The following is a 21794-nucleotide window of genomic DNA, read 5'->3' on the forward strand; positions in this document are numbered from 1 at the left end:
CCCACGGGTCCGCGGAAGTGAGGTCACGTCATGTCCGTGCACGACGATCTGACATCGGTACAGCGCTGCCTCGACGACCTGTCCCGCTCGGTGGGCCGTCTGGAGCAGCAACTCGGCAGCAGCGGGCTGGAGATGCGCCGCGTCCGCGTCGACGCCGACCATCTGCGGGAGAGCGTCGCCCTGCTGCGCACGGCGGCCGCGTCGCCCGCCGCGGCGGACAGGCCCCCGCTGGTCACCATCTCCGACACCCCCTACGACGACAGCCTGTGGGTGGACACCGACGACGAGGGCTTCGGCGCGCGCCGGCACGCGCCCTGATCCGACCCGGCCGGGCCGCTGCGCGCCCGACGCCGGCTGCCGCGCTCCGGAGACGAACCGATCCCCGAAAGGTGCGTCCTTACGTTGGCCACAGGCACGGAACCCCGTCCCCCGAGCGGCGTGCGCACCCCCACGCGCGCCGCCGTCACCGCCCCCCACCTGCGCACCGACCGCTGGTGGCTGGCCCCCGCCGTCACCGCCGCCGGGCTGCTCGCCTTCATCGTGTACTCGACCTGGCGGGCGTTCTCCGACGCCCACTACTACGCGGCGCCGTACGTCTCGCCGTTCTACTCGCCCTGTCTGGCCGAGCGCTGCGAGCCGATGCGCGCGGGCCCGAACTGGGAGATCTTCGGCAGCTGGTGGGGCATCTCGCCCGCGATCATCATCCTGATCTTCCCGCTGGGCTTCCGGCTGACCTGCTACTACTACCGCAAGGCGTACTACCGGGGCTTCTGGGCCTCCCCGCCGGCCTGCGCGGTCGCCGAACCGCACCGCCGGTACACCGGCGAGACCCGCTTCCCGCTGATCCTGCAGAACGTCCACCGCTACTTCTTCTACGCGGCGCTCCCCGTCGCGGGCATCCTCACCTACGACACCGTGCTCGCCTTCCGCGACGAGCACTACGCGTGGGGCCACATGGGCCTGGGCACCGTCGTCTTCTTGGTCAACATCGTGCTGATCTGGGCGTACACGCTCTCCTGCCACTCCTGCCGGCACATCGTGGGCGGCAAGCTCAAGCACTTCTCCAGGCATCCCGTGCGCTACCGGCTGTGGCAGTGGGCGGGGAGGCTGAACGCCCGCCACATGCAGCTGGCCTGGGCGTCGCTGATCAGCGTCGCGCTCGCCGACTTCTACGTGTACCTGGTCGCCTCGGGCGCCTTCGCCGATCCGCGCTTCTTCTAGACGAGTGGGGCTTCTGATGTCCGTGGTCGACCGGCAGGAGTGGGACGTCGTCGTGGTCGGGGCCGGCGGCGCCGGTCTGCGCGCCGCCGTCGAGGCGCGTGAGCGGGGCGCGCGCACGGCCGTGATCTGCAAGTCGCTGTTCGGCAAGGCGCACACCGTGATGGCCGAGGGCGGCATCGCGGCGGCCATGGCCAACGCCAACGAGCACGACACCTGGCAGGTGCACTTCCGCGACACCATGCGCGGGGGCAAGTTCCTCAACCAGTGGCGGATGGCCGAGCTGCACGCGCGGGAGGCGCCACAGCGGGTGTGGGAGCTGGAGACCTGGGGCGCCCTGTTCGACCGCACTGCGGACGGCCGGATCTCGCAGCGCAACTTCGGCGGCCATGAGTACCCGCGCCTGGCGCACGTCGGAGACCGCACCGGCCTGGAGCTGATCCGCACCCTCCAGCAGAAGATCGTCGCCCTTCAGCAGGAGGACTTCAAGGAGACCGGCGACTACGAGTCCCGCCTCAAGGTCTTCCAGGAGTGCACGGTCACCCGGATCCTCAAGGACGGCTCACGCGTCAGCGGGGTCTTCGCATACGAGCGTGAGACCGGCCGTTTCTTCGTCCTCGAAGCCCCCGCCGTCGTGATCGCGACCGGCGGCATCGGCAAGTCCTTCAAGGTGACGTCGAACTCCTGGGAGTACACCGGCGACGGCCACGCGCTCGCCCTGCTCGCGGGCGCGCCCCTGTTGAACATGGAGTTCGTGCAGTTCCATCCGACGGGCATGGTCTGGCCGCCGTCGGTGAAGGGCATCCTCGTCACCGAATCCGTGCGCGGCGACGGCGGGGTGCTCAAGAACTCCGAGGGCCGGCGGTTCATGTTCGACTACATCCCGGACGTGTTCAAGGAGAAGTACGCCGAGTCCGAGGACGAGGCCGACCGCTGGTACGACGACCCCGACCACAACCGGCGGCCCCCCGAACTGCTCCCCCGCGACGAGGTCGCCCGCGCCATCAACGCCGAGGTGAAGGCGGGCCGGGGCTCCCCGCACGGGGGCGTCTTCCTCGACGTGTCCACGCGGATGCCCGCCGAGGTCGTCAAGCGGCGGCTGCCGTCGATGTACCACCAGTTCAAGGAGCTCGCCGACGTCGACATCACCGCGGAGGCGATGGAGGTCGGCCCGACCTGCCATTACGTGATGGGCGGCATCGCCGTCGACTCCGACACGGCCGCCGCGCGCGGGGTGCTCGGACTGTACGCGGCCGGTGAGGTGGCCGGCGGGATGCACGGCTCCAACCGGCTCGGCGGCAACTCCCTCTCCGACCTGCTGGTGTTCGGCCGCCGGGCGGGACTGCACGCCGCCGAGTACGCGGCGGCCCTCGCCGCCGGACGGCCCCCGGTCGACGACACCCAAGTCGACCTGGCTGCCGCGGAGGCCCTGCGCCCCTTCTCCGCCGAGGAGCCCTCCGGGGCGCCCGCGGAGAACCCGTACACCCTCCACCAGGAACTCCAGCAGACGATGAACGACCTGGTCGGCATCATCCGCCGGCAGGGTGAGATGGAGCAGGCCCTGAAGAAACTGGCGGAGCTGCGGGTACGGGCCCGGCGGGCCGGCGTCGAGGGCCACCGCCAGTTCAACCCGGGCTGGCACCTCGCCCTGGACCTCAGGAACATGCTGCTGGTGAGCGAGTGCGTGGCGCGGGCCGCGCTGGAACGCACCGAGTCGCGCGGCGGCCACACCCGCGAGGACCACCCGGCGATGGAACGCGCCTGGCGCAACGTCAATCTGCTGTGCCGGCCCGCCGAACCGGCCGCCGGACCGGAGGGCGCCGCCGACCCGTCCCGCGGGCAGATCGCCCTGTCACGGGAGACCACCGACCCGGTCCGCCCCGACCTGCTCGCCCTCTTCGAGAAGGAGGAGCTGGTCAAGTACTTCGCCGAAGAGGAGCTGTACCGATGAGCGGCTACCAGGCCCACTTCAGAGTGTGGCGCGGCGACGTCGAGGGCGGCGGCCTGAAGGACTTCGAGGTCGAGGTCAACGAGGGGGAGGTGGTCCTCGACATCGTGCACCGCCTCCAGGCCACCCAGGCCCCCGACCTCGCCGTGCGCTGGAACTGCAAGGCGGGCAAGTGCGGTTCCTGCTCGGCGGAGGTCAACGGACGGCCCCGGCTCATGTGCATGACCCGCATGTCCGTCTTCGGCCGCGACGAGACGATCACCGTCACACCGCTGCGCGCCTTCCCGGTCGTCCGCGACCTGGTCACCGACGTGGGCTTCAACTACCTCAAGGCCAGGGAGATCCCGTCCTTCGTACCGCCGACGGGGGTGGCTCCCGGCGAGTACCGCATGTTCCAGGAGGACGTGGACCGGTCGCAGGAGTTCCGCAAGTGCATCGAGTGCTTCCTGTGTCAGGACACGTGCCATGTGGTCCGCGACCACGAGGAGAACAAGCCGGTCTTCGCGGGGCCCCGCTTCCTCATGCGGATCGCGGAGCTGGACATGCACCCGCTGGACGCGGCCGAGGAGAGCGGCCTCGACCGCAAGAAGACCGCCCAGGACGCCCACGGCCTCGGCTACTGCAACATCACCAAGTGCTGCACGGAGGTCTGCCCCGAAGGCATCAAGATCACCGATAACGCCCTGATCCCCCTGAAGGAGCGTGCCGTCGACCGCAAGTACGACCCCCTGGTGTGGCTGGGCGACAAGATCCGCCGGCGGAGCTGACGCCCCCCAGGGACCTGGCTAACGGACCCAGCCGTCCTGGTAGGCCTGCCAGTCCTCCTCCTGTGCGGCGAAGTCGACGTAGGCGGCGACGCCGAAGTTGCGCCGGTCCGCGTCCGTGCGGGACAGGCCGAGGCGTACGCCGCGGACGGCGCCGGCGACGGTCTCCGCGTGCTCCCAGTGGCCGAACCCCTTCTGGTGGTAGAAGGGCAGGCCCATCAGCAGGTCGGTGGTCTCCGGGGTGACCTCCAGGGCCAGGGAGGTCTGCTGGGCGACATAGCCGCCGTACGTGCTCTCCAGCGGCTGCATGGTGTCGTACGACATGAGCGCGATCTGGTCCACGCGGCGGGCGACCTGGCCGAAGAACCGCTGCGACCACCACTTCGGGTGGCCGGTGAGCGTGCCCCGGGCGGTGTGCAGGCCCGGCAGCGGGTCGATCTGGTGGGCGGCGACGGAGAGCGGGACGCCCCGGGCCGCGGTGACGGCGTGCAGGGCGTCGAGGAGGGTGAGGTATTCGGCGTCGTCGGAGTGCAGGGGCTCCAGGTCGAAGTGGGCGCCCTCGAAGCCGGCGGCGAGGATCTCGCGGGTCGACCGCACCACGGCGGCCCGCGTCGGGGCGCTCTCCAGCCGCATGCCGCTGGACCCCTCACTGGCGAGGACGTCGCCCAGCCATGCCTGGACCCTGATCCCGGGCATCTCACGGTGCACGGCGGCCAGGAACCAGCGGGCGTTCGGGTACGCCGACGCGGGCAGTGTGCCGTCGTGCTCCAGGGGGCCCGCGTGGACGTAGAGGTCGCGGATGCCGGTGCGCTTCAGCCGGGCGGCGAGGGCGGTGACGTCGGCGTCCTTCTTACGGCCGTCGACCCAGGCGTGGCCGAGCCAGAGGGCGTCCTTGCCCCGGGTGAACGTGCCGTCGGCCGGGTCCCCCATGTAGTTCACGCGGAGGGCGGTGAGGGCGGTGAGGAGGGGGACGAGAAGGATCAGGGGGACGGCGAGGGCCAGGCGGCGGAGCAGGCGGCGGCGCTTGCTCAGCGGGGGTTCGGCGGGTCGGGGTTCCTCGGTGGGCTGTGCTTCCCCGGTCGGTCGTGGTTCCTCGGTCGGTCGTGGTTCCTCGGTCGGTCGTGGTTCCTCGGTCGGTCGTGCTTCCTCGGTCGGTTGCGCCTCGTCTTCCGGTCGTCTCTTCTCGGCCGCGGGCTCGTCGGTCTGCGGCGAGTTGCCCATCTTGGGTCCCCCTTCTGGCGCACGACGTGCTGCCCGGCGGTGCGGCCGGAGTGATGTGGCCGACGTTGCCGAAGAGGACGAGGGGAACGGGTGTTCCGGTTGCGATCATGCGGGATAGCGGGTCAGAACAGGCTGAGCAGCGCCTCCGCGGGGTCCGTGAGCGTCGTCTCCCCGTCGGGGAGGGGGAGTTCGAACCAGACGGTCTTGCCGCGCGGGGTGCGCCGGGAGCCCCAGGCCGCGGAGAGCAGGCCGACCAGTTGGAGGCCCCGGCCGCCCTCGTCGGTGTCGCGGGCGCGACGGCGGCGCGGCTGGACCAGACCGGCGTCCCAGACCTCGCAGACGAGGGTGCGGTCGAGCAGCAGTCGTAGCCGGATCTCGCCCTCGCCGTACCGCAGCGCGTTCGTCACCAGCTCGCTGACCAGCAACTCCGTGGTGTCCACGAGCTGTTCGAGGCCCCATGCCAGCAGTTGGGTGCGCGCGTGCTCGCGGGCCCTGCCCACACTGCGCGGCTCGCGCGGCAGGGTCCAGTCGCCGACCGAGTCGACGGGCAGGCCCTGGACACGTGCCATCAGCAGGGCGATGTCGTCCTCGCCGTGGTGGGTGTCGAGGGTGTTGAGGACGTGGTCGCAGACGTCCTCCAGCGGCCTGGACGGGTCGGTGAGCGCGCCGACGAACGCCTGGAGCCCCTCGTCGAGCGGATGGTCGCGGGACTCGACAAGGCCGTCCGTGTAGAGCGCGAGCAGCGCGCCCTCGGGCAGGTCCACCTCCACCTCCTCGAAGGGCTCGCCCCCGACGCCGAGCGGCATGCCCGGCGGCACGTCGAGCATCAGCGCCGCCTCGCCGGGTTCCACCAGCACCGGCGGGAGATGACCCGCGTTGGCGAAGGTGCACCGGCGGGTGACGGAGTCGTAGACCGCGTACACGCAGGTCGCGAGGTACACCTCGGACAGGTCGGCCTCGCGGGGGCGGCGGGCCGCGCGGGTGGCCTGCTGGACGCCGCCGGGGGTGCCGAGGCCGCGTGCGATCTCGTCCAACGCCGAGAGAACTTCCGCCGGTTCGAGGTCGAGCAGCGCCAGCGTGCGTACGGCGGTGCGGAGTTCGCCCATGGCGACCGCGGCGCGCAGTCCGCGCCCCATCACGTCGCCGACCACCAACGCCGTACGGTGGCCGGGCAGTTCGATGACGTCGAACCAGTCGCCGCCGACCTCGCTGGGGCGGCCGGTGGAGACGCTGCCCGGCAGGTAGCGGCAGGCGATGTCCAGTCCGGAGGCGACCGGGTCGCCGGGCGGCAGCAGGGACCGTTGCAGTATCAACGCCCGCTCGTGCTCCCGGCGGTACAGGCGCGCGTTGTCGATGCACACCGCCGCCCGCGCCGCGAGCTCCACGGCCAGGTCCCGGTCGCGGTCCCCGAACGGCTCGCTGCCCTTGGTCCGCGAGAACTGCGCGAGTCCTACGACGGTGTCGTGCGCGACCATCGGGACGGCGAGCGTGGACTGCACGGCCCCGCCCTCCTCGCCGGGGATGTACTGCGGGCGTGCGGTGCGCAGGGCGTCCGCACACTGGGAGTTGAAGGGGTAGTGGTGGACCGCGCCGACGGCGACGGGGGTGCCGCCGGCGGCGAACGGGGCGTCGGAGACGGCGGACGCGAAGGCGACGCGGCGCAGTTCGCCGCTGCCGTCGGCGAGGCCGGGCGGGGTCTCCTCACCGACCAGGAGGCCCTGGTAGAGGTCGACGGTGGCCAGGTCGCAGAAGCCGGGCACGACCACGTCGAGGAGTTCGCGCGCGGTCGTCTCCAGGTCGAGGGAGTTCCCTATGCGGGCCCCCGCGTCGTTGAGAAGGGCGAGATTGCGCCGGGCGGCGGCGGCCTCGCGGGCGGCCTCGCGGCGGGCGGTGATGTCGGTGGCGAGCCAGGCGATGCCGATCGGCCGGCCCGAACCGCTGTGCACGCGGTAGAGGTTGATGGACCAGTGGCGGCGCTCGTCGGAGTCCGGTACGAACCCGGTGACGTGCATGTCCGTGATGGAGTCACCGGTATGCAGCACCCGGCGCAGGATCGCGCTGACCCGCTCGGCCTCGGAGCGGGGCAGGTAGTCGTGGACGCCCTTGCCGCGGTGGTCGTCGGGGGTGCCGCCGAAGAGGGAGGCGAAGCGGTGGTTGGCGCGCCGGACCCGCAGGTCGGGGTCGATCAGCAGGAAGCCGAAGGGTGATTGACCGAAAATCGCCTGCGAGGCGGCGAGGTCGGTCTCGATGCTGCGCAGGGTGCGGACGTCGACGACGATGCAGACGGCGGCCTTCTCGCCCTCCTGGGTGCGCGTCGGCATGACGTACACCTCGGCGAGTCCGTCCTCGCCGCGCCGGCCGTCGTCGGTGTCGGGCATCCGGAAGGGGACGACGCCGGTCCACTCGCGGCCGTCGAGGATCTCGGCCATCTTGCGCTGGCCGTGTTCGCGCAGGTCGGGGTCGATGAACGCGTCGATGGGGTCCATGCCGACGGCCCGTCCGGCGGGGATGCCGAAGATCTGCTCGGCGCGCAGGCTCCACTGGTCGACGAGTCCGTCGGGGCCGATCGAGAACGAGGCGACCTTGATGTAGTCGTAGATCGAGCCGAGCGGGCTGCTCTGCCACACGGCGTCCCCGGGGTGGGCCTCACCGCCGAGTGCGCCGAGACCGCCGAGGCCGTCGTGGCCGAACGGGGTGGGAGCGGCGGGTTCGTCGCGGTGGGTGTGGTCGTCGCGGCCGGGGTTTCGGTCGATGCCGGAGGTTCCGTCGATGCCGGTGTTTCCGCTCCGGTCGCCGTTCTCGCCCCGGCGTTCCAGGCCGCGGCTCTCGGCCTCGCGGCCCTCACCGTCACCGTCGCCGTCGGTCACGTCGGCGTGTCCGGCGTCCCGCCCGGCGTCGCGACCGACGCCGGCGGCGAGTTCCCCCGCGGCCTTCGCCCTCGCGCCGTCCGACGGGTCCTCGGACTCCGTGGCCTTCGCTGGTATCTCGCTCACGCGAACCGTCCCCTCCAGCTCACCGCGCCCGGCACCGGTCACCGGGGGCGGCTGCCCGCAGTATCCAGCACTACGGCGCCGCGCGGCACGGTGTTCACGATCACAGCTCGGTCCCGCTGCTTTCCGGACCGTTCCGTGACAACACTGCCAGTCTTCTAACCAGCGGACCCGTGGTCGAACCACACCTTCCGGCACGGGTCGCCGGGGAGGCGTCCGGGAGCCGCCGGCCGGGGCGCGACGCACGGGCGGGCGCCGGCGCGACAGGAGGCCCGCGCGGACCTCCGGAGCCCCAGCCTTCCAGACGCGACCCCGCTCCCGTGGGCTTCCGGCTCAACCGGGCACGGCCAGTTCGAACCACACCGTCTTGCCGATGCCTCCGGGGCGGGTGCCCCAACGGCGCGAGGAAGAGGCGACCAGCTGTAGCCCCCGGCCGCCCTCGTCGTCCAGCTCGGCGACGCGCTCGTGCGGCGGGTCGGGCAGCGGGTCGGAGACCTCCACCAGCAGGACGCCGTCCAGCCCGGCCGGGCGGATCAGCCGGACGCCGATGGGGCCGGTGGCGTGCCGCAGCGCGTTGGTCACCAGTTCGCTGACCAGCAGGGCGGCGAGGTCGCCGAGGCTGTCGAGGCCCCACCCGCGCAGCTGGCCCCGGACGGCGCCGCGAGCCGTGCGCACCGCTCCCGGGTCCGCGGGGAAGGTCCACTCGGCGCGCTCGCCTCCGCTGTCGATCACGCCGATCACATCCCGGGCCCGGCGAGGAACACCCCTGTCCGTTTTCTTGGGGTTAATGGGCCCATACCCGATATCGTCCACGTCTTACCGCGCGAGCAACCGGAGTCGGGCCGCCGCCTGACTCCCCGCCGCCGGTGGCGCTGCTTCGGGCGCAGGCGGGCTCCACGGGCACAAGTGCGCGATCGACGCCCCCGTCGCCCCGCCGGCGCTCCGGGTCCCGGCCCCCGCCATCGTTGTGACCTCCGACCGCGACGACTGGTCGAAGCTCTGCGGGAAGCGCGTGATCACCAGAGACGTGTGAGGACCGCCGACTGAGGGGAGCCGGGCTCGGTGCACCCTCAGAGCAGTGTTCCGCCGGCCTTGAGTTCGTCGAACAGCAGCTGGTCGACCGGAGGCACCAGCGGGCGGTCCGCGTACGAGAACCAGGCGGTCTCCTCGATCTCGCTGCTCGCGGACAGCGTCCCTTCGTAGTGCGCGGTGTAACAACTCATGCGCACCACGGTGCCGGTCGGCGCGCCGGGCACCTCGGCCTCATATGTGCCCACGTGCTCCGCCGTGGACGGATCGAGGAGCACCGTCAGCTCCTCCTTGATCTCACGCAGCAGGGTCTCCAGGTCGCTCTCCGCACCCTCCCGCTTGCCACCGGGGATGTAGAAGACGTCCTTCCCCCGGGGCCTGGCGCAGAGAATCCTGCCGTTCTCCACGAGCACCCACGCCACCGTGTCGATCAGGACCGTCATCACTCCGCCTTCGCCATCCGAAACCCTCGTCAGTCAGGACCTTAACGAGCCAGGCACGCGTCCGCCGGGCCGTTTCAGCCCTCCAGGGTCGCGATCGCCTCGGCCAGCCATCGCTTCTCCTCGGCGCCCGTCGCGCGGGCGATGCGCAGCATGCCTTGGCGGAAGAGATCCGGCGCCTCCTCAGCCCGTACCGGCTTGCCTTCGCGGTAGAAGAAGCTCGCCGGCGCGTCGAGAAAGGCCTGCCGACGGCGGAGGACGGCGGCCTGCTCCGCCCGGTCGGGGAGGTGTCGCAAGAACGCCAGCAGCGTGAAGAAGCGCTGCCCGTCGGTGATTTCGGTGTCCTTGGGTTCCCGGAGCCGGGCCTGGAGGCCGGCGCGACCCGCCTCGGTGAGGGAAAGGATCCGCCGGGGTGCCGCTCCGCTTCCGGGCTCGGTGCGCTGCTCGACCAGACCCGCCTTCACCAGCCGGGTGATGGCCGGGTAGAGCGCGCCGTCGCTGACTGGGCGAATATGGCCGCTGAGGCCCTGGATGCGGGCCTTCAACTCGTATCCGTGCAAGGGCTCCTCGCAGAGGAAACCCAGAATCGACAGCTCCAGCACGCGACCGAACCCCTTCCTGCACCTCTCCGGACGCTTGCCCGTCCCGCGCGGCCATGCTACCTCTTTCCGCTGTACCTCTAATCGAGGTATAACGAAAAGAGGGGGCGCGGTCATGAGGGCAGCAGAGCATCGGCGCAAGCTGGTGTCGCTGGCGTATCCGGTCTACTTGGAACTGCTCGCGGGCGTCACCGCCGGGATCATCAACATGGTCTGGGTGGCGAGGCTCGGCGGAGCGGCTGTCGCCGCGGTGGCCGTCGCCACCAACCTGGAGAACCTGCTGCTCGGCGTCATCCTCGTCGCGGGGTCGGGCATGACCGTGCTGGTCGCACGGGCCAGAGGCGCGGAGGATCCGGCAGCGATGCGGGCCGCCGTTCGTGGCGGCTGGACACTGTGGGCGATCGTCACGCCCGTCGTCGCCTCAGGCGGTTTCCTGTGTCGCCGGCCACTCGCCCGACTCGTGCTCGGGGGCGGCGAAGACAGTTCGCTGCCCCTCGCCACCGGCTACTTCTCGATCGCGCTGCCGGGAATCGCGGTGTTCTTCGCGACCAACGTCGTCGACGGCATCCTGAAAGGCACGGGTGACACCCGCACCCCGATGAGACTCGCGATGCTCGCCAACGGACTGATCCTCGCGCTGGATCCGCTGCTCATCCTCGGATGCGGGCTCGGGGTCCGCGGGGCCGCGATCGCCACTGTGCTGGGCCGGACGGTCGCGCTTGTCTGCGGATTCATCGCGCTGCGCCGCAACGCCCTCCTGCGGGAGGCAGCCAGGGCGCCCCTGGACGGGACCATGTCACTCGCTTCCGATGCCCGCAGGGTCGCCGCGACAGGGCTGCCCATGTCAGCCGATTTCGTCGTGCGGATGACGGGTGCGCTCGCCCTCGTAGCCGTCGTCGCCCGGATCGGTGTCACCGAAGTCGCCGCCTACGGAATCGCGACCAAGGCCGGGTACGTCGCGACCATGGCCTTCTACTCGGTACGTCAAGCCGCCGCCATCCGCACCTCCCACCGCCTCGGCACCGGACACGACGAGCGACGGGCCATCGGGCGGCAGGCGCTGCTTCTCGCCGGGGCGCTGGGGCTCGCGGCCGCGCTGGCGCTGCTCACCGCCGGGCCATGGATCATGCGGGCATTCGGCAGTGAAGGCGCCGTGGCCGAGGCCGGCACGCTCTACCTGCGGTGCCTCGGACCGTATCTGGTACTGCTCGCCTGTTTCATCGCGGTGGGCGGGGTGTTCGAGGGCAGCGGTGACAGTCCCGCCCTCGCGCGGATCACCACGTGCGGGGTGACGCTTCAACTGGCGCTCGCGTACGGCCTGTCGGGGGCAGGACTGCCCGGCATCTGCTTGGCCATGGCAGCATCCATGGCCCTGCAGTGCGCGGCTGTTGCCAGGATGTACCGGCGCACAGCGCCCGCGACGACCACCCGCCTCGACGGCAGTCGCCCAGGAACCTCCGCCGCATCTTGCGACTCCACACCCGACAACCGGCTTGCCTGACCTACGGGGCGGCGGCCGCGCGGTGTCAGGCGCGGACGGCGGTGCCGTTGGGGCCTATGCGTTCTACCCAGTAGAGCTGCTTGTGTCCGCGGCCGTCGAGGCTGTCCGCGATCTTCTGGGCCTCCGCGCGCGTGGCGTACTGGCCTACGCGGTAGCGGTTGCCGTTGTCGTCCTGCCGTATGACGAGCCACGGCAGAGAGGTGGTGCTGTCGTTCGTCACGCCCCGCGTCTCCTTCCCTCGGCGGTCCGCCCGGATGTCGTCCGCGGCCCGCTTCGCGCCCCGCCCTCTGAGGAAACCGCAATCCGCATATGCCCGAGCGTACGCCTTACCTTTACGCAGCGAACACGGCTTTTCACAAACAGGTACGCAACCAGCCAAGACGCAGGGGGCGCACGGGACCGAACGCGCCGGGCGCGGGACATGACGTCTCCGGTCGGCGCGTTGCCGCGCTTTCCGGGAGCGACCTGCGGGAACAGCGCGAAACGACCGGATTACGACGGCCCGTGAGCACCCGCGCGGCGGGCGGTTTCCAGGGGCAACTGCCGCGGGGTTGTGCGCCGCACGCCCCGCGGCCGAGGCTCACCGCACCGGCAGGTGGTACGCGACGCGGTAGCGGTCCGCCGGGATGACCACGTCCGCCGTCTCGACCGGGCGGCCGGAGGCGTAGTAGGTGCGCTGGACGACCAGCACCGCGTGCCCGGGTACGCCGCCCAGGGCGAGGAGTTCGTCGGCGAGGCCGGGGCGGGCCCCCACCTCCTCGGCGACGTTGTCGACGATGACGTCGATCGCGCGCATGCGCTCGACGACGCCCATCCCGCCGAGCGGGCCCTCCTCGGGCAGCATCACCGGGGTGCGGCCGGTGAGGGCCAGGGGCTCCCAGGAGGTGGAGAGCATCATCGCCTCACCGGCCTCCCGGAAGACGTACTTGGTGCACATCACACGGTCCCCGGGCTGGATGCAGAGCCGCTCGGCGACCGCCCGGCTCGCCTCGGTCTGCTCGCTGCTGGACTCCCACGTCCCGTGCGCGTACCCCTCGGACTGCTCCTGGCGGAACGGCGTCGCGCCGCTGGCCGGGCGGTAGCCGGAGCGGGCGATCCGGCGCGGGACGGGCTGCTCCCGCACGTACGTGCCCGAACCGGAGCGGCCCTCGACCAGCCCCTCCGCCATGAGCACCTTGCGCGCCTCCAGCGCGACGGTGTCGGAGACGCCGTACTCCTGGCGGATTCTGGCCTGTGAGGGCAGCCGGGTGTGCGGTGGCAGCGAACCGTCGACGATCTTCTTACGGAGATCACCTGCGACGCGCAGGTAGGCCGGCTGCTCACCGAATGTCACTGGCCACTCCCATCAGGTTGTACAGACAGCTACAGCCTGGCAACCGTGGGTTCCGCCGTGCAAGCAAAGGCCAGAGAATCACCCGATGTGATGACTTCCTCCGGCCGGGGGCTTTACGCAGGCACTTTCTGCCCACTATGGAGGTGATCACACGTCGAGGCCGCCCACGCCGGTGCCGCCGCCCGCGCCGCCGCTGTCTCCGTCGCCGTAGGAGGGTCGCATGGTAGTGAGCCCCAGAGCCTTGCGCGCGGTGACGGTGGCGTCGCCGTCCACGTACGCGTACGCGTTCTCGTAGTGCTCGTAGAAGGTGTCGGCGTCGGAGGCCTCGGCCGCCGCCGCCCACTCCTCGGCCGCATCCTGAAGGTCCGTCACGAGGTCGGTGACGGGCTTCTCGGCCTCGGCGGGCCAGGGGTGACCGCTGAGCTCCCGCGCCTGCACGCTCGTCATGTCACCCACGTTGGAAGCCCAGTTGCGGTTCGCCGTCAGGTCGTCCTCGGCGAGGTCCTCGGGCTCCTGGAGGAGCACGTCGTCGACGGTGGCCATCGCGGTCAGGAACGCCAGCTGGTCGGGGTCGAGCGTGGTCGCGTCGGTGCGCAGGGAGCCGCTGAGGGCGCCCTTCTCGCCGGCGTGGGCGAAGACGCAGGTGATCTCTCGGTCGCCCCACTCCCAGCTCTCGCGGGTCGGCGTGAGGTGGTACACCTCGACGTCCTCGGTGAGGGACCAGGAATCCATCGCATAAGCGGACTGGAGCGTCCAGCACTCATCCTTGGCCTGATCCGAGATGCTGCCGTCGCCGGGGTAGTCGTCGCCGGGCAGCGGGACGACCCCGAACACCTCGGCGTCGTGCTCGCCGGCACAGGGGACCTTGTCGACGTCGTAGACGTCCTTGTCGAAGGAGGCTCCCGGTACGTCGAAGCAGTCGCCCTTCACGAGCGACAGACTGGTGTCGCGGGCCGCCCCCTCCTTGACCCCCTCTATGAACGCGGACCCGCCGCCCGTTGCCAGGAGCAGGATCCACACCGCGAGGCCGAGGCCGGACAGCACCGCGCCCCCGATCGCCATCCCCTTGCCGCGCTCGCCCCGCTTCCTGATCTGCACCAGCGCGACGATCCCGAGGATCAGCCCCACGGCCGGCAGGAAGCAGAGCACACCGAGGACGAGGGCGGCGATGGCGACCCCGTTGACCGGCGCGGGCCGGTTGAGGGGCGCGTATCCCTGCCCCCAGACCGCGTACGGGGGCGCTCCGTAGGGCACTTGGGAAGCGGCGGGGTACGGGGTGTGCGGCAAGGGGCCCTGCGGATACGGGGGTTGTCCGTGCGGTTGCTGCCCCTGCGGGGGCTCGCCCGTCACGGGCCGGCCGTGCGGGTCGTGCGGGTGCGGGAACTGCGGGTTCGGGGCCTGCGGCTGCGGAGGCTGGTACGGGTCGTCCTGGGGCTGCTGAGGCCCGGGGGGCGGGGGTATGGACACGGGTACCGTGCTCTCCTGGATCGGACGGGTCGGCGATGCGGACAGAACTGACGTACGACTGCGCGCATGGTAAGCGTGTGGCGGACGGATGCGGCATGCGGGGCGCGACGGGGTGTGGCGTCGGCGGGAAGGGCTCTCCCGGTGGGCGTCATCGAGATCCCGCGCTCCCCCAAGGGCGCGCCGTTCGAGGTCTTCCACTCCTACGACGTCGACGGGATCATCCACGTCGAGGTGAAGGACGGCACGGCCGGCGGACCTGCGCGGGGGTGTACTGCATCCGGCCTGTCACCCATGGGTCGAGTCCGGTGAGCGGCACAGCGTGTACCTGGAACTGGCCGGGGGGAAGCAGGCCGGCCGCGGAGGAGCTGACCGAGGGCGCGGGCGGCGGATCGAGATTTCTGCGCCGCGAGGCGCTGCCGCCGGGCCAGGCCCTGCGCCGGGCACAACTGTGGATGCTGGACCCCCACCGCAGAACCCCGCCAGACGACCTGACCGGCTGGGCGGGCTTCACTCACCAGAGGTGGTGAGCGATTCGACGAGGCCCGTCCACGATCGCGTGGTCCGGTCCTCGCCGGATCGCTACGGTTGGACCATGACCGCACTGCCCGCGGATGACGTCCGACTCGTCGTCGAAGTGGTCTCGCCGGAGTCCGCCCACCGCGATCGCACCGTGAAGCTGCAAAAGTACGCAGAGGCCAAGATCCCGCACTAGTGGTGCATCGAGGACGAGGACGGCGCCCCGGTCGTCCACGTCTACGAACTCGACGAACCGACCGGAGCCTACGCACCCGCGGGCATCTTCCGGGGCGCCCTCAAGCGCCCGGTGCCGTTCGAGATCGACCTGGACCTCGACAAGCTCACCCCGCAGCGGGGTGGCAGCGAATAGGGAAGCCGTTGTCAGTGGGGCCTGGTTCCATGGCGTCATGAGCATCGCCCCCTAGATCGCCGCCCTTCTCGGCCGCGGGCAGCGCGCCTCACTTGAGGTACGCCAGTACCGCCAGGACCCTTCGGTTGTCCGCCTCCGAGGGGGGCAGGTCGAGCTTGGTGAAGATGTTCGACGTGTGCTTGATCACCGCGCGTTCGGTGATGACCAGTTCCTGGGCGATCGCGGCGTTCGAGCGGCCCTCCGCCATCAGGCCGAGGACCTCGCGCTCGCGTGGGGTGAGGCGGGACAGCGGGCCGTCGCGGTGGTACTCCTTGGCGAAGAGCTTGGCGACGACGTCGGGGTCCATCGCGGTGCCGCCGGACGCGACACGGCGTACCGCGTCCACGAAGCCGTCGGGGTCGAAGACCCGGTCCTTGAGGAGGTAGCCGATGCCCCCGCTGCCGTCGGCGAGGAGTTCGCGGGCGTAGAGCTGCTCCACGTACTGGGAGAGGACCAGGACCGGCAGGCCGGGGATCTGGCGCCGGGCCTCCAGTGCGGCCCGCAGGCCCTCGTCCGTGAACGTCGGCGGAAGCCGGACGTCGACGACGGCGACGTCCGGCTTGTGGTCGAGGAGGGCCTGGAGCAGTCCGGGCCCGGTGTCCACGGCGGCGACCACCTCGAAGTCGTAGGACTCCAGGAGGCGGACGAGGCCGTCCCGCAGCAGGAAGAGGTCCTCGGCTAGGACAACACGCACGGCAGCTCCATGGTGAGGGTGGTCGGTCCGCCCGGCTTGCTGTTGATGGCGAGGAGGCCGTCGAAGGCGGCGAGCCGGCGTTCGATGCCGCGCAGCCCGGTGCCGCGCGAGGGGTCGGCGCCGCCCCGGCCGTCGTCGATGACCTGGCCGCGCAGCGCACCGCCCTCGTACCAGAGGTCGATGCTCACGGTGTCGGGTGCGGCGTGCTTGGCGGCGTTGGCGAGGGCCTCGGCGACCGCGAAGTACATGGCGGACTCGACGGGCGCCTCGAGGCGGCCGGGCAGGTCGGCGTTGACGGTGACGTCGAGCGGGCTGTCCATGGCGAGGGCGCGCACCGCGTCGGCGAGGCCGCGGTCGGCGAGCACCGGCGGGTGGATGCCGCGGACGAGGTCGCGCAGCTCGGTCAGGGCGGCGGCGGAGGCCTTGCGGGTGTCGGCCAGGATGGCGCGGACGGCCTCCGGGTCCTTGCTGAGGAGCTGCTCGGCGACGCCGAGGTTCATGCCGAGGGCCACCAGCCGGGCCTGCGCCCCGTCGTGCAGGTCCCGCTCGATGCGGCGCAGTTCGGCCGCGGAGCTGCTGACGGCGTCGCTGCGGCTGTCGGTGAGGCGGCGGACGCGCTGGGCGGTGCGGGTGGGGGCGAGCAGGGTGCGGGCGAGGGAGGCGTGGGCGCGCAGCAGGGCGGGGCCGGTGGTGAGACCTGCGGTGAGGAGGACGGCGCCGAGGGCGGCGCAGTACCAGGCGGACGTGAGGTCGCTGATCTGGATCCACAGGTAGTAGTTAGTGCCGGCGTCGGCGATGGGGCGGTAGATCGCGGGCATCAGGAGGCCGCCGATCCCGGCGGCGACGAGGGCGAGGGGCATCAGGGCGACGACCACGCCGACCACGGGGTTGACCAGCATCCAGGCCAGGTCGCGCCAGGTCGCCGGGTCGGTGAGCACCCAGTGGGTGCGCTGCCACTGTCCCTTGAGGCCCGGTCCGGCGGCGGGCGCCGGGAGGTACGGGTTCTCGATCGCGCGGCCCGACCAGCGTTCCGCGGTCCTGCGGGAGGCGTCGGCGACGGCCCGCACGGCGACGGCGAGCGCCGGGACGAGCAGGACGCCCAGGCCGATGCCGATGAGCGGGACCGCCGTCAGGAAGAGGCATAAGAGGACGAGTTCCGCGATCGCGAGACCGAGGACGGTCAGTCCTTTGCCCACGGCGCGGAGGCCGGTGCGGATGTTCAGGTTGTCCACGGTCGTCCCGTTCCCCTCTGTGCACGGCTCCCTGCCGTGATGATGCCCTGAGTCTTCTCCCTGTGGACACCGTGCGCAGGGGACGTGGGTCCCGTCCGCGACGGTGTACCCAGGTACACCCCGGAACGCCACCGGGGTGGCTGTCCCGTCCTCGTCGTGACGGCTTGGCTGTATCCATGACGAAGCGACTGCGACTGCGACTGCGGCACCTGCTCCTCCCGCTCTGCGTGCCGCTGCTGCTGGCGGGTGGCGCCGGCACCGCCGCCGCGACGCCGACGGTCCGGGCGGAGACCCGCGCCTCGTCCGAACTCCCCGCGGCCTCCGGGCCCGCCGGTCTCACGGGGGCGGTCGACGCCCTCGTGCGCCGGCAGCTCTCCGACTACCGGATCCCCGGCGCGTCGGTGGTGGTCGTCGAGCACGGCCGGCCGGTCCTCACGAGGGGGTACGGTGTCGCCGACGCGGCCTCGGGGACCCCGGTGGACCCCCGGCGCACGGGGTTCTTCCTGGCCTCCGACGCCAAGCTGTTCACGGCCGTCGCGGTCCTGCAGCAGGTGGAGCGCGGTCGCCTCGATCTGTCGGCCGACGTCAACCGCTACCTCACGACCTTCAAGGTGAAGGACACGTATCCGGGGCACCCCGTGACGGTACGCGATCTCCTCACGCACACGGCGGGCTTCGACAACAACATCATCGGGCGGGCCGCCACCCGGCCCGAGGACGTGCGCCCGCTCGGCGAGAGCCTCGCCGCGCACCAGCCGCGCCGGGTGCGTCCGCCGGGTGAGGTCGCCAGCTACGACAACTACGGTGTGGCGCTGGCCGGTTACCTGGTCGAGACGGTGACGGGCACGCCGTTCGCCACGTACCTGGACCGGTCGGTGCTGCGGCCGCTCGGGATGACGCGGACCAGCTTCGCTCAGCCGCACCCCCCTGCGATCGCGGCGGACCTCGCCCGCGGTCACCGTCCGCAGGGCGGCCACCAGCGGGTCCAGGACGGGCAGTACGGCGACTGGTCCCCGACCGGCGCGGGCGCGGTCACCACGGCGGCCGACATGGGCCGGCTGCTCGGCGCGCTGCTCGACGGCGGCGGTCCGGTGCTCACCCAGCGCTCGGCCGACGCCCTGATGAAGCGCCAGTTCGGGAACGACGACCGGCTGCCCGGCCTCGGCTACATCCTGGAGGAGCGGGAACGGGACGGGATGCGGATGCTGGTCAAGGACGGCGACCTGCCCGGCTTCCACGGCAACCTGGCCCTGCTGCCGGACCGGGACGCGGCGGTGTACGTCGTCTACGACGGCGACGGCGAGAACGGCGTCGCCGCCTATGCGGGGCAGGAGGTCGTGGACCGCTTCGCCGACCACTTCGGCACCGCGGCCGCCGCCCGCCGCTCCGTCTCGAAGGCCGACGTCACGCCGTACGAGGGCGAGTACCGCTCGACGCGTACGAGTGCCTCGGAGCTGACCCGGGTGAGCGCCCTGATCGGCTCGGTCCGGGTGAGCGCGGGCGAGGGCGCGACGCTGACCACGACGGGGCTGTCCCGCAACCCCGAGGTGACCGAGCGGCACTGGGTGCAGCTGAGCCCGGGGCTCTTCCAGGAGCGGGGCGGCCAGGACCGGATCGCTTTCCGCGACGGGCGCCTCTCGGTCGCCTCCGACGCCTCCGTCACCTACGAGCGGCTGCCCTGGTACCTCTCCCCCGCGCTGCACCAGCGGGTGCTGCTCGGCTCGCTGGGTTTCCTCGCCCTGACGGTGCTGGCGCTGCCGGTGCTCGCCCTGGTGCGCCGCCGCTCGCCGGGCGCGCCGGCCGGGGCACGCGCGGCCAAGGTGCTGCTGTGGACGTCCGGTGCGCTGATCCTCGCGGCGACGGTCTGCTTCATGCTGCTGTCCGCCGATCCCAACGCCCTCAACCGCACGATCATCGTGGGCGACTCGCCGCTGCTGACCGCGGTCCCGGCGCTGACCGGCGTCGCGCTGGCGACCACGGGCGCCATGGTCGTGTGCGCGTTCCTCGCCTGGCGGCGGCGCTGGTGGCGGGTGACCGGCCGGGTGCACTACACGTGCAGCACGCTTGCGGCGCTGGTCTTCCTCGGGGTGGCCGCCTCGTACCGGATGGTGGGCTAGTGTCCTGCGCCAGAGATCCGTCGGCAGAAGCGGGCGAGGGAGTCGAGGATCTCTTCGGCAGTCTTGGTCCAGATGAACGGCTTGGGGTCCTCGTTCCAGTTCTTGACCCAGGCGCGGATGTCGGCCTCGAGGGTCTGCACGTTTTTGTGGGCGCCGCGGCGGATCTTCTGGTCGGCCAGGAAGCCGAACCACCGCTCGACCTGGTTGATCCAGGAGGAGCCGGTCGGGGTGAAGTGCATGTGGAAGCGTGGGTGCTTGGCCAGCCAGGTCCTGATCGCGGGCGTCTTGTGGGTGCCGTAGTTGTCGCAGATCAGGTGGACCGCCAGGTGCGCGGGCACTTCTTTGTCGATCCGGATCAGGAACTTTTTGAACTCCGCTGCCCGGTGCCGGCGGTGCAGGGCACTGATGACCTCGCCGGTGGCGACGTCGAACGCGGCGAACAAGGTGGTCAGCCCGTTGCGGACGTAGTCGTGGGTGCGCCGCTCCGGCATGCCCGGCATTATCGGCAGCACCGGCTGGGACCGGTCCAGGGCCTGGATCTGCGACTTCTCGTCCACCGACAGCACCACCGCACCCTCGGGCGGGTTGAAGTACAGCCCGACGACGTCGTAGACCTTCTCCACGAACAGCGGGTCCGTCGACAGCTTGAAAGTGTCCGTCAGATGCGGCTTGAGCTGGAACTTCCGCCAGATCCGGCCGACGGTCGACTTCGACAGGCCGCTGTGCTCCGCCATCGATTTGCGCGACCAGTGGGTGGCGTTCTTCGGGATCTCCTCCAGCGTCGTGACCACGACCGCTTCCACCTGATCCACGCTGATGGTGGGCGGCCGGCCCGGCCGGGGCTCGTCGACCAGGCCGTCCAGCCGCTCCGCCAGGAACCGGCGCCGCCACTTGCGGACGGTGTCGGCGGCCACCCGCAACTCGCGGGCGACCACGACGATCGGTGGCACCTCCGAACCCGCACACGCCAGCACGATCCGCGCGCGCAGAGCCAGCGCCTGGGCCGACGACGCCCGCCGCGTCCACCGCTCCAACACCGCCCGCTCGTCATTAGACAGCAGCAACGGCTCCAGCTTCGGGCCCCGACGAGGAACTGACGCACCAACAGCAGAAGTCACACAACTACTAACGATCAACTACTGGCGCAGGACACTAGTGCCGCGGCAGGCAGTGTTTGCCCGTGGGGGCCGGGGCGGGGGGTGGTCATGATCGCTCCTTCCTCGGACGCGGCAGGGCCCGGGCGGGAGAACCCGCCCGGGCCCCGTCGTGCGTGGGGGTGGTGGACTACCAGCGGCTGGTCTCGCCGAAGAAGTCCGCGATCTCCACGGCCTCGCCCGCCGCGCGCGCCGCGCGGAAGACGTGCAGGCCGACGGCGAGGTCGAGGACGCCGAGGCCGAACGGCGAGAAGATGACCGGCTTGTCGTCGCCGGTGGTCACCTCGCCCTGGATGAACTGGGCGAGCGTGCCGGTGACGAAGTGCCGGTCGCCGTACTTCTGTTCCGCGAGGTGCGGCGAGGTGTCGGCCTTCAGGCAGTGCTCGACGTCGTCGAGGATGTTGTACGCCCCCTCGATCAGCTCCGGGCCGATGTCCCGCAGCGAGATGTTGAGGACGACCTGGCCGGGCGCGAAGGCGCTCGGGTCGGTGATGTACGGCTCGGCGGCGGTGGTGGCGAGGACGATCACGTCGGCGCCGGTGAGGGCGGCGGAGAGGTCGGACTCGGTGCCGGCCGGGTAGCCGAGGGCGTCCGTCGCGTGGGCGGCGAGCGCGGCGCCGTACTCCTCGTTCTTGTCGTGGACGGTGACCGAGGCGACCTGCCAGTCGCGGGACGCGAAGAACTCCAGGATGTTGCGGGCGATGATGCCCGCGCCGACGACGGTCAGCTTCCCGGCGGTGCGCCCGCCGGTCAGCCGCTCCGCGGCGAGGACCGCGGAGGCGGCCGTGCGGGCGGCGCTGATCTGCGAGGCCTCCAGGCAGGCGAAGGGGTAGCCGGTCTCGTGGTCGTTGAGCAGCAGGGCCGCCGAGGCGCGCGGTATGCCGCGCTCGATGTTGGCGGGGAAGCTGCTGATCCACTTGATGCCGGAGACGTCGGCGCCGGCGCCCAGGTGCGCGGGGAGCGCGATGATGCGGGCGTCGGGCTTCTCGGGGAAGCGGAGGAAGTAGCTGTCGGGGTTCACCGAGTCGCCCGCGTGGTGGGCGAGGTAGGTGTCGCGGACGACGTCGACGATGTCCTGGCGGGAGGCCGAGATGATCTCCCGCGCGGTCTTGCCGCCGACGACGCTGAACTCGTACATGGAGGAAGGTCCTTGAGATCGTGA

20 protein-coding genes and 2 pseudogenes are annotated in these 21794 nt (G+C 71.4%); 10 read left to right on the forward strand and 12 right to left on the reverse strand.

What is annotated here, in order from left to right:
* The first annotated feature begins 30 nt into the window (after nt 1-30).
* From ACIOC0_RS34060 to ACIOC0_RS34075, 4 genes are all read left to right on the forward strand, one after another.
* Nucleotides 31-318, forward strand: a complete 288-nt coding sequence (locus ACIOC0_RS34060; RefSeq protein WP_402159616.1) for a hypothetical protein — start codon at nt 31-33, stop codon at nt 316-318.
* An 84-nt stretch (nt 319-402) separates the two neighbouring features.
* The gene (locus ACIOC0_RS34065) at nt 403-1221 is read left to right on the forward strand and encodes a hypothetical protein (RefSeq protein WP_402159618.1); all 819 of its coding nucleotides are present in this window, start codon (nt 403-405) and stop codon (nt 1219-1221) included.
* Nucleotides 1222-1237: 16 nt separating this feature from the next.
* Nucleotides 1238-3169 (forward strand): fumarate reductase/succinate dehydrogenase flavoprotein subunit, encoded by a 1932-nt coding sequence (locus ACIOC0_RS34070; RefSeq protein ID WP_402159620.1) that lies wholly within the window; start codon nt 1238-1240, stop codon nt 3167-3169.
* Nucleotides 3166-3933 (forward strand): succinate dehydrogenase/fumarate reductase iron-sulfur subunit, encoded by a 768-nt coding sequence (locus ACIOC0_RS34075; protein ID WP_402159622.1) that lies wholly within the window; start codon nt 3166-3168, stop codon nt 3931-3933. The genes ACIOC0_RS34070 and ACIOC0_RS34075 overlap by 4 nt, the downstream gene beginning before the upstream one ends.
* Nucleotides 3934-3951: 18 nt before the next feature.
* On the opposite strand, the gene ACIOC0_RS34080 is transcribed toward ACIOC0_RS34075, so the two are convergent.
* The 3 genes from ACIOC0_RS34080 to ACIOC0_RS34090 all read right to left on the reverse strand — a co-directional run bounded on the left by ACIOC0_RS34080 (nt 3952) and on the right by ACIOC0_RS34090 (nt 8882).
* Nucleotides 3952-5151: a hypothetical protein gene (locus tag ACIOC0_RS34080; RefSeq protein ID WP_402159624.1), complete on the reverse strand. Its 1200-nt coding sequence runs from the start codon at nt 5149-5151 to the stop codon at nt 3952-3954.
* A gap of 122 nt (nt 5152-5273) precedes the next feature.
* On the reverse strand, nt 5274-8144 hold the full coding sequence (locus tag ACIOC0_RS34085) for a SpoIIE family protein phosphatase (protein ID WP_402159625.1): 2871 nt from the start codon (nt 8142-8144) through the stop codon (nt 5274-5276).
* A 330-nt stretch (nt 8145-8474) separates the two neighbouring features.
* Nucleotides 8475-8882, reverse strand: coding sequence for an ATP-binding protein (locus tag ACIOC0_RS34090; protein ID WP_402159627.1), 408 nt, complete (start codon nt 8880-8882; stop codon nt 8475-8477).
* A gap of 142 nt (nt 8883-9024) precedes the next feature.
* Here ACIOC0_RS34090 and ACIOC0_RS34095 point away from each other — a divergent pair.
* Nucleotides 9025-9174, forward strand: a pseudogene (locus ACIOC0_RS34095) (DNA-binding protein); the annotation flags it as partial.
* Nucleotides 9175-9211: 37 nt separating this feature from the next.
* Here the strand turns inward: ACIOC0_RS34095 and ACIOC0_RS34100 are convergent.
* Together ACIOC0_RS34100 and ACIOC0_RS34105 are read right to left on the reverse strand one after the other, a co-directional pair.
* Entirely contained in the window at nt 9212-9613 is a 402-nt protein-coding gene (locus ACIOC0_RS34100) for an NUDIX domain-containing protein (RefSeq protein ID WP_402159629.1), read from the reverse strand.
* Between the two features lie 74 nt (nt 9614-9687).
* On the reverse strand, nt 9688-10212 hold the full coding sequence (locus ACIOC0_RS34105) for a PadR family transcriptional regulator (protein WP_402159631.1): 525 nt from the start codon (nt 10210-10212) through the stop codon (nt 9688-9690).
* 112 nt (nt 10213-10324) lie between these two features.
* Between ACIOC0_RS34105 and ACIOC0_RS34110 the strand changes: the two genes are divergently transcribed.
* Nucleotides 10325-11710, forward strand: coding sequence for an MATE family efflux transporter (locus ACIOC0_RS34110; protein ID WP_402159633.1), 1386 nt, complete (start codon nt 10325-10327; stop codon nt 11708-11710).
* A 25-nt stretch (nt 11711-11735) separates the two neighbouring features.
* Here ACIOC0_RS34110 and ACIOC0_RS34115 read toward each other — a convergent pair whose 3' ends face one another.
* From ACIOC0_RS34115 to ACIOC0_RS34125, 3 genes are all read right to left on the reverse strand, one after another.
* A complete protein-coding gene (locus ACIOC0_RS34115; protein ID WP_130443885.1) occupies nt 11736-11930 on the reverse strand; it encodes an SPOR domain-containing protein in 195 nt (64 codons plus the stop codon).
* Between the two features lie 360 nt (nt 11931-12290).
* Nucleotides 12291-13043: a GntR family transcriptional regulator gene (locus ACIOC0_RS34120; protein WP_356680620.1), complete on the reverse strand. Its 753-nt coding sequence runs from the start codon at nt 13041-13043 to the stop codon at nt 12291-12293.
* A gap of 147 nt (nt 13044-13190) precedes the next feature.
* Nucleotides 13191-14510 (reverse strand): DUF4190 domain-containing protein, encoded by a 1320-nt coding sequence (locus tag ACIOC0_RS34125; RefSeq protein ID WP_402159635.1) that lies wholly within the window; start codon nt 14508-14510, stop codon nt 13191-13193.
* A gap of 141 nt (nt 14511-14651) precedes the next feature.
* Here ACIOC0_RS34125 and ACIOC0_RS34130 point away from each other — a divergent pair, with 141 nt between their 5' ends.
* The 3 genes and pseudogenes from ACIOC0_RS34130 to ACIOC0_RS34140 form a co-directional block, all read left to right on the forward strand.
* A complete protein-coding gene (locus ACIOC0_RS34130) occupies nt 14652-14819 on the forward strand; it encodes a hypothetical protein (RefSeq protein WP_402159638.1) in 168 nt (55 codons plus the stop codon).
* Nucleotides 14816-15037, forward strand: coding sequence for a hypothetical protein (locus ACIOC0_RS34135; RefSeq protein WP_402159640.1), 222 nt, complete (start codon nt 14816-14818; stop codon nt 15035-15037). Before ACIOC0_RS34130 ends, ACIOC0_RS34135 begins: the two co-directional genes overlap by 4 nt.
* Before the next feature lie 86 nt (nt 15038-15123).
* Nucleotides 15124-15396: pseudogene (locus ACIOC0_RS34140) on the forward strand (Uma2 family endonuclease); the annotation flags it as partial.
* An 88-nt stretch (nt 15397-15484) separates the two neighbouring features.
* Here ACIOC0_RS34140 and ACIOC0_RS34145 read toward each other — a convergent pair.
* Together ACIOC0_RS34145 and ACIOC0_RS34150 are read right to left on the reverse strand one after the other, a co-directional pair.
* Nucleotides 15485-16129: a response regulator transcription factor gene (locus ACIOC0_RS34145; RefSeq protein ID WP_130443895.1), complete on the reverse strand. Its 645-nt coding sequence runs from the start codon at nt 16127-16129 to the stop codon at nt 15485-15487.
* A complete protein-coding gene (locus ACIOC0_RS34150) occupies nt 16114-17361 on the reverse strand; it encodes a sensor histidine kinase (RefSeq protein WP_402159643.1) in 1248 nt (415 codons plus the stop codon). The genes ACIOC0_RS34145 and ACIOC0_RS34150 overlap by 16 nt, the downstream gene beginning before the upstream one ends.
* Before the next feature lie 176 nt (nt 17362-17537).
* On the opposite strand from ACIOC0_RS34150, the gene ACIOC0_RS34155 reads away from it, so the two are divergent.
* Nucleotides 17538-19478 carry a serine hydrolase domain-containing protein gene (locus ACIOC0_RS34155; protein WP_402159646.1) on the forward strand — a complete coding sequence of 647 codons (1941 nt, stop codon included), beginning with the start codon at nt 17538-17540 and terminating at the stop codon, nt 19476-19478.
* Here the strand turns inward: ACIOC0_RS34155 and ACIOC0_RS34160 are convergent.
* Entirely contained in the window at nt 19475-20596 is a 1122-nt protein-coding gene (locus ACIOC0_RS34160; protein ID WP_402159648.1) for an IS630 family transposase, read from the reverse strand. The genes ACIOC0_RS34155 and ACIOC0_RS34160 overlap by 4 nt on opposite strands.
* Nucleotides 20597-20762: 166 nt before the next feature.
* A complete protein-coding gene (sbnB, locus tag ACIOC0_RS34165) occupies nt 20763-21770 on the reverse strand; it encodes a 2,3-diaminopropionate biosynthesis protein SbnB (protein WP_402159650.1) in 1008 nt (335 codons plus the stop codon).
* Nucleotides 21771-21794 lie beyond the last annotated feature (24 nt).

This window comes from Streptomyces sp. NPDC088254 (assembly GCF_044740925.1).
Classification (GTDB): Bacteria; Actinomycetota; Actinomycetes; order Streptomycetales; family Streptomycetaceae; genus Streptomyces.